Genomic DNA, 6,597 nt, shown 5'->3' with positions numbered 1-6,597 from the left:
TGGGGGGGGGGGGGGGGGGCCCCCGGCCCTTGCCACGACATGCCTTGCCCGGCGTCCGCAGGTCTCAGAGCAAGATGGAAAGCCGGCGCACCAAGGCTGCCCGGATTGAGCAGGCGACGCTGGGTCAGCAACCAGCGTTCATACACCGGTGCGCTCCAGTCGGCCATCCCGGTATGGCCGCTCAATACACCGAGGTGATGCTGCCAGTGGCGCAAGGCGCCGTTGTCGCCGGCGTCGACTTCGATCGTATCGAACAAACTTTGTGCGCCATGGCCATGCAGCCAGACATCAAGCGCATGGCCGAACGCGCAGTAGCGGCCATAGCTGCGGTCGCCCAGCGCCAGCACGCCGTAGCGCAAACGTTCGAAGCGTCCCGGCCGTCCCATTACCTTGCGCGCAAAACCGGCGGCGCTATCGGGCGCATCGCCCTCACCCGTAGTGCTGACCACGAACAGAATGCGCTGCGTCGACTGCAACTGCGCCAGATCCAGCCGGCCCAGTTCGCACAGGCGCACCGCCACGCCCGCGGCCTGCAGCGACTGTGCAGTCTGCAGCGCCAGCTGTTCCGCAAATCCGGTCTGACTGGCAAACGCCACCACGATGGCATCCGCGTCCGCAGCCGCACCATCGGCATCCCAGCGCGCAAAGGTTTGCTGCTTGCGGCGATGCCCGGCGAAGACGACAAAACAGAATACGCAGTAAAACAGCAGCACCAGCGCCGCGGCAAACGCGCGTCCGGCCCCGCCTTCAAGCAACTGCATTTGCGCCGCCGCAACCGTCGCGCCGATCGCGCAAGCCAGGCCGAGCAAACCCGGCCCCGGGAAAAAATCGGCGATCGCGCGCTGACTCATGACAGCATCGCCTGCATCGCCGGCGTCATGCTTTCGCGGAAACCGGCGCCGTCGCGGCGCACGAACAGCGCCGCCAGGCCGACCTCCAGCGCAAGCGCCAGGCCGTCTTCATCACCGAGCACCATGAGCGCGGTGGCCCAGGCGTCGGCGGTCATGCAATCGGCGTGCAGCACCGTCACCGAAGCCAGTGCGTGTGCAATCGGCTGGGCCGTGCGCGGATCGATGGTGTGGGAATAGCGCGTACCTGCATGTTCAAAATAACGCCGGTAGTCGCCCGAGGTCGCCAACGCCAGGTCGTGCAAGGCAACGACGCTCTGCATTCCAGACTCGCTGCCGGTCGGCGCAGGCGGCTGCTCCAGGCCGACCCACCACGGCTGGCCGTCGGCCTTGACGCCGTGGCCGCGCAACTCGCCGCCGATTTCGACCAGGTGACTGGATACACCGATGCCGCGCAAATACTCGGCTACCAGATCGACGGCATAGCCTTTGGCAATCGAAGAAAAATCCAGGTACAAGCCGCCCGGCTGCAGCAAGGCATTGCGGGCCCGGTCAATGCGCACACGCTGCCAGCCGCAACGTGCCTGCGCCTGCGCCAGCGCAGCCGCATCGGGCGCTTCCGACCGGGCGGGATCCGGACCGAATCCCCACAAGTTGACCAGCGGCCCGATGCTGGGATCGTAGGCGCCGCCGCTGCGTTCGGCCACATCGAGTGCGCAATCCAGCACACGCAGGAAATGCACCGGTGGCACCGACGGCACCGGCAATGCTTGCCAGCTGCCGGCTTCGGACTGGTTGTACCGGCTCAGGTCCGAGCTCGCGCTCCATGTACTCATCTGCCCAATCACCAGATCAAGCTGTTGCTGAATGCCGTCGCGGATCGTCTCCAGAGCAAGGTGCGGAGGACGGATCAGCTTGACCGACCAGGACGTGCCCATGGTCTGTCCGCCGAGGCTCTCGGTCGGCGCATCGGCGGGAACCGGATCGGGCTGAGACAGGCTTAACGGGATAAAGACGCGGTTCATGAAGAATGAAAAATTCGGTTCCAGAAAGAGAAAGCCGCCTCAGCTATGCAACCACGCTGCGACGGCCGGTAAAACAGCGTTCGCCGCCGGTACGGCGAACGCCTGCGTGCAACTCAGGGCGCCAGCACTTCCAACGTCGCGGTGTAATTGGCGCGGCGATCCGTGGCCGGTTTGAGGTTGGGCTTGTTGTCCTTGACCGTGGCTTCCAGCCAATACATGCCGGCCGTCGCCCAGGTCACGCTGAATTTGCCGTCGGCGTCGGTGGTCAGCGTCAGCTCATTCAACTTGTCGCGATAGCGCGTGCCGCCCGGCACCACCGTCACCTTGAGGTTGGCCGCCGGCCTGCCGTCGAGCATCATGCGGAAGCTGGCAGCCTCGCCGGCGATCAGGTCGGTCGGATGCGTGATCGCCTGCAACTCCAGTCCCGTGCCGCTGAGTTCCAGCACTTTTTTGGATGGCTTGCCGGCGGTGACGAAGGTTTCAATACGGCCTTGCATCTGCGTCACTTGCAGTTCCTTGGCGTCAGCCGGAACGTCCTTGGCCAGCGTTTCGACGGTGCCGCGCCAGCGTTTGGTCTGGCCGGCGGTGTCCTTGTAGGTACCGAACAATCCATTGCTCAACACGGCGATTTTGTAAGTGCCGCTTTGCGTCAGGTGGACGTCGAAGCTGGTGCGCAGTTTGCCGGTGCTGGCATTCTCCGGTTTGGCGAACGTGCCGTCGGGCGCGGTCACTTGCAGACCGTCGAGTTTCAGCGCAAAGCTTTCAAAGAAAAACAGATCGTTGGACACCGCGGCGTCGACGCTGACCCAGGGATCGCTACCCGACAGGACCGTCGACGACGGCAGCAGCCAGGTGCGGTGCGCGTTGGCGGACAACGGCAAACCAACTGCCAAAGTCATGGCTACGGCAGCAATCTTGAATGAGAGTTTCATGTCGTCCCTGGTCTTATGGTTTGTAATCGAGCGTGATCGCGCCGAGTTCGGATTCGCCCTTGCCCTTGGCGGTTTGCGCGGATTTCGGCGGCCATTGGAGCGGCACCTTGACCACTTCGCGGCCGCCGACTTCACGTGCCGCTTCGACCATCAGGATGTAGTCGCCGGCGGGCAGTTGGGCCAGCGGCCCCTTGTCGCTGCTCAAGGTCAGTTGCTGGTCGCCGGCAGGACGCGTGGCGCCGCTGACGCCATCGACCGGCATGTGGACTTCGCGGCCGGTGCGACGCCACCACTGGCGAAGGTCCTTGAGCCACTTCTCGCCTTCCTTGTCCTTTTTCTTGACGTCGTACCACACGGCCAGCGTCGCCGCGACGCTCTGGTCGGGACGCTCCAGCCAGACCGCGACGTAGGGACGGTGATACTCGGCCACGTTCAGTCGCGGGATTTCGACTTTGACATTCAGGTCGGCCGCAACCGCCGGCGACCACACCAAGCCCGTCAGGGCAGCCGACAATGCCGTCGGCAAGAGACCAGGAAGCAGCACGCGCATATGACTCAACCTCATTCGTGAATAAAAATTGTTGAAAAAATCAGTGGATGAAAATGATCGCCAGCACCAGCGGCACTACCAGCCCCAAGCCGACCAGCGGCCAGGTGACCGGGCGATTGCCGGCATGCAGTTGCAGCAGGAACAAGCCCGTGACGCAAAACACCAGGCAGGCGACAGCGAAGATGTCGATGAACCAGCTCCAGGCCGCGCCGGTGTTGCGGCCCTTGTGCAAATCGTTGAAGTACGACACCCAGCCGCGATCGGTCTTCTCGTATTCGACCTTGCCGTTGCCGAGATCCACACGCAGCCACGCATCGCCGCCCGGACGCGGCAGCGAGACGTACAGTTCCTCGGGTGACCATTCGCCCGGTTGCGGGCCGACGTCAATGCCGAACTGCTTGTCCAGCCAGCGTGCCAGCGGCGCCGGCACGACGTCCTTGTCCTTGTGATCCCGTGCGCCGAGTTGCGCCAGCAAATCGCGCGGCAACTGCGCCTGCTTGCCGGAAACCTGCGGGTGCGCCTCGATCTGCGCCGAATGGTTCAGCGTGATGCCGGTGGCGGCGAACAGCAACATGGCAATGAGACAAATCGCCGAACTGATCCAGTGCCATTGATGCAGGTGCCTGAGCCAGAACGAGCGGCGCTTCTGGTCAGGCAGTTTCCCGGCAATGGTGGCTTGCTTCATGATGTGTCGCTGGCGGCCGGAGCCGCCTAAATGGTAATAATTCTCAATTATAACTGTGACTGCGGAGAAAAATACAGCGTCGGATCAAGGATTTACTTTGCGATACATGCGGCTGTATGCAGATACAAAACAGCCGTCCAATGAAAAACGCCGCAGGACCGCTGCGGCGTTTTCAAGGCAAAGCTATCCTGCGCAGGCTCAGCGCAACAGATCGTACGGCCCGCCACGCTGCAAGGCCCGCTGGTAAGCCGGCCGCGCGTGAATCGCTTCCAGGTATTTGAGCAGGTTCGGGTATTGCGCATCCAGTCCGCCGCGCGAACGCGCGCCTTCCACCGGGAAACTCATCTGGATGTCCGCCGCCGAAAAGCTGTTGCCGGCAAACCAGCCGCCGCGGGCCAGCTCTCCTTCCAGATAATGCAAATGGCGCTTGAGTTGCGGATCAACCATGCGAGCCAGCATGCCGCCGCAGATCAGGCGCGCCACCGGCCGGATCAGCGCCGGCACCGATTTCGGCAAGCGGCTGAAGATCAGCTTGAGCAGCAGCAAGGGCATCGCCGAGCCTTCGGCATAGTGCAGCCAGTAGCGATAGCGCAGGCGATCCGGGGTGCCGGCCGCAGGGATGAACCGGCCGTTGCCGTAGCGCTCGACCAGGTATTCAACGATGGCGCCGGACTCGGCGATGGTCAGGTCGCCATCGGTGATTACCGGCGACTTGCCCAGCGGATGCACCTGCATCAGCTCCCTGGGCGCCAGCATGGTCTTGGGATCGCGCTGGTAAAACTTGATGTCGTACTCCAGTCCCAGCTCTTCCAGCAGCCAGAGCACGCGCTGCGAGCGGGAGTTATTCAAATGGTGGACAGTGATCATGTGCTGCGCCTTTCTGTAGAATGCGTCCCAAGAAGCATAACAGCACAATATAAAAAAGCATGCCGCGCACACCCACGACGCCCCAGCTCCCGCTCTACAAGAAATTCGCCGATGAACTGGCGGCGTCGATCCGCGCCGGCGTCTTGCAACCAGGCGAGCGAGTGACCTCGGTGCGGGCCGCCAGCCAACAACACAACCTCAGCGTCACCACCGTGGTGCGCGCCTACGAACTGCTGGAAAGCCGCGGCATCATTGAAAGCCATCCGCAATCCGGCTACTTCGTGCGCAAGACCGCGACGCCGGCCAGCGTGCCGGCCGCCATGACTCTGCTGCCGCCTTCGCATCCCGCCACCCAGCAGCCGCATGAAGTGGACGTCAGCCGGCTGGTGCTGGCCACGCTCAGGACCATCCAGCAAGACGGCACCATTCCGCTCGGCTCACCCTATCCGAATCCGGCGCTGTTCCCGTCGCAGCGCATCGGCCAGTACGCCAGCCGCATCACGCGCAACAGCGACAGCTTCAGCGTCTTCACCGACCTGCCGCCGGGCCATCCCGACCTGTTGCGCCAGATCGCGCGGCGCTACCTGGAAACCGGCCTGGCGGTCGATCCGGAAGACATCATCATCACCGTCGGCGCCACCGAAGCCATCAACCTCTGCCTGCAGGCCGTGGCGCAACCGGGCGACACCATCGCGGTGGAAACCCCGACTTTCTACGCGATGCTGCACGCGATCGAACGCATGGGCATGCGCGCCGTCGAGATCCCGACCGATCCGCTGACCGGCATCGACCTCGACGCCCTCGAAGAATTGCTCAAGACGCAAAAGATCTCGGCCTGCATGGTGATGCCGAATTTCCAGAATCCGCTCGGCTCGATGATGCCGGACGCGCACAAGAAGCGCCTGGTCAAGCTCGCGCATCAGCACAACATGCCGCTGATCGAGGACGCGGTCTACAGCGAACTGTTCTACGGCGCCGCGCATCCGACTTCGCTCAAGACCTACGATCGCGACGGCCTGGTGCTGCACTGCTCGTCGTTCTCCAAGAGCCTGAGCTCGGCTTACCGGGTCGGCTGGGCGATCCCGGGGCGCTACCGCAACCAGGTCGAGAAACTCAAGTTCCTCAACACGCTGGCCACGCCCACCATCCCGCAACGCGCGATCGCCGAATACCTGACCCAGGGCGGCTATGAACGTCACTTGCGCCGGGTGCGCCGCGGCCTGCTGCAGCAACGCGACCTGATGCGGCACTTCGTGTTGCGTTTCTTTCCGGAGGGGACGCGCGTGTCGGAGCCGGCCGGCGGCTACATCCTGTGGATAGAGCTGCCGCCGCGCGTGGAGGCGATGGAGTTGTACCGGCGCTGCCTGGTGCTGGGCATCACGATCGCACCGGGACGCATCTTTGCCGCAACCAATCGGTACAGCAATTTCATCCGGCTCAACTACAGTTACTCGTGGTCGGCCGAGATCGAAAAGGCGTTGAAGACGATCGGCAAGATCGTCGCGGAATTAAGTTAGGGTCGAACGCCTAACCGTGCAGCTGGATGCCGGCCGCCGTCAGGATGGCGTTGCCGGTGCCGTCGTCATTGACCACCACGGTCGCAATCCCCGCCTCTTCCAGCGCCGTCAAAAATCTTCTCAACGTGCTCATGCGCAGTTCGGTCCGCTTGGACAGGCGCGCCAGCGACAAC

Annotated in this window: 7 protein-coding genes; 1 reads left to right on the top strand and 6 read right to left on the bottom strand. The window is 63.4% G+C overall.

The genetic code is table 11. The features are described 5' to 3' along the window. The 6 genes from HLUSI_RS26455 to HLUSI_RS0101430 form a co-directional block, all read right to left on the bottom strand. On the bottom strand, positions 1-851 hold an 851-nt coding region (locus HLUSI_RS26455; RefSeq protein ID WP_016832268.1), incomplete at its 3' end, for a flavodoxin domain-containing protein. Further along, positions 848-1,873: an FAD:protein FMN transferase gene (locus HLUSI_RS0101450; RefSeq protein WP_016832267.1), complete on the bottom strand. Its 1,026-nt coding sequence runs from the start codon at positions 1,871-1,873 to the stop codon at positions 848-850. The genes HLUSI_RS26455 and HLUSI_RS0101450, both read right to left, overlap by 4 nt. A gap of 113 nt (positions 1,874-1,986) precedes the next feature. Next, positions 1,987-2,805 carry a DUF4198 domain-containing protein gene (locus HLUSI_RS0101445; protein WP_029362988.1) on the bottom strand — a complete coding sequence of 273 codons (819 nt, stop codon included), beginning with the start codon at positions 2,803-2,805 and terminating at the stop codon, positions 1,987-1,989. A gap of 13 nt (positions 2,806-2,818) precedes the next feature. After that, positions 2,819-3,355 (bottom strand): DUF2271 domain-containing protein, encoded by a 537-nt coding sequence (locus HLUSI_RS0101440; protein WP_016832265.1) that lies wholly within the window; start codon positions 3,353-3,355, stop codon positions 2,819-2,821. A gap of 40 nt (positions 3,356-3,395) precedes the next feature. Beyond that, a complete protein-coding gene (locus HLUSI_RS0101435) occupies positions 3,396-4,040 on the bottom strand; it encodes a PepSY-associated TM helix domain-containing protein (protein WP_016832264.1) in 645 nt (214 codons plus the stop codon). A 198-nt stretch (positions 4,041-4,238) separates the two neighbouring features. Further along, positions 4,239-4,907: a glutathione S-transferase gene (locus HLUSI_RS0101430; protein ID WP_016832263.1), complete on the bottom strand. Its 669-nt coding sequence runs from the start codon at positions 4,905-4,907 to the stop codon at positions 4,239-4,241. A 59-nt stretch (positions 4,908-4,966) separates the two neighbouring features. Between HLUSI_RS0101430 and HLUSI_RS0101425 the strand changes: the two genes are divergently transcribed. Then, on the top strand, positions 4,967-6,424 hold the full coding sequence (locus HLUSI_RS0101425; RefSeq protein ID WP_016832262.1) for an aminotransferase-like domain-containing protein: 1,458 nt from the start codon (positions 4,967-4,969) through the stop codon (positions 6,422-6,424). The last annotated feature ends 173 nt before the right edge of the window (positions 6,425-6,597 follow it).

Origin of the sequence: Herbaspirillum lusitanum P6-12 (assembly GCF_000256565.1) — a bacterium.
Taxonomy (GTDB): domain Bacteria; phylum Pseudomonadota; class Gammaproteobacteria; order Burkholderiales; family Burkholderiaceae_D; genus Herbaspirillum; species Herbaspirillum lusitanum.
Note: the sequence above shows the minus strand (reverse complement) of the source record. Positions and strands in the feature narration are given on the sequence as shown.

Excerpts from the sequence above, each read along its gene's own strand:
- HLUSI_RS0101450 (WP_016832267.1), bottom strand. The coding sequence starts at position 1,873 with ATGAACCGCGTCTTTATCCCGTTAAGCCTGTCTCAGCCCGATCCGGTT.
- HLUSI_RS0101445 (WP_029362988.1), bottom strand. The coding sequence starts at position 2,805 with ATGAAACTCTCATTCAAGATTGCTGCCGTAGCCATGACTTTGGCAGTT.
- HLUSI_RS0101440 (WP_016832265.1), bottom strand. The coding sequence starts at position 3,355 with ATGCGCGTGCTGCTTCCTGGTCTCTTGCCGACGGCATTGTCGGCTGCC.
- HLUSI_RS0101435 (WP_016832264.1), bottom strand. The coding sequence starts at position 4,040 with ATGAAGCAAGCCACCATTGCCGGGAAACTGCCTGACCAGAAGCGCCGC.
- HLUSI_RS0101430 (WP_016832263.1), bottom strand. The coding sequence starts at position 4,907 with ATGATCACTGTCCACCATTTGAATAACTCCCGCTCGCAGCGCGTGCTC.
- HLUSI_RS0101425 (WP_016832262.1), top strand. The coding sequence starts at position 4,967 with ATGCCGCGCACACCCACGACGCCCCAGCTCCCGCTCTACAAGAAATTC.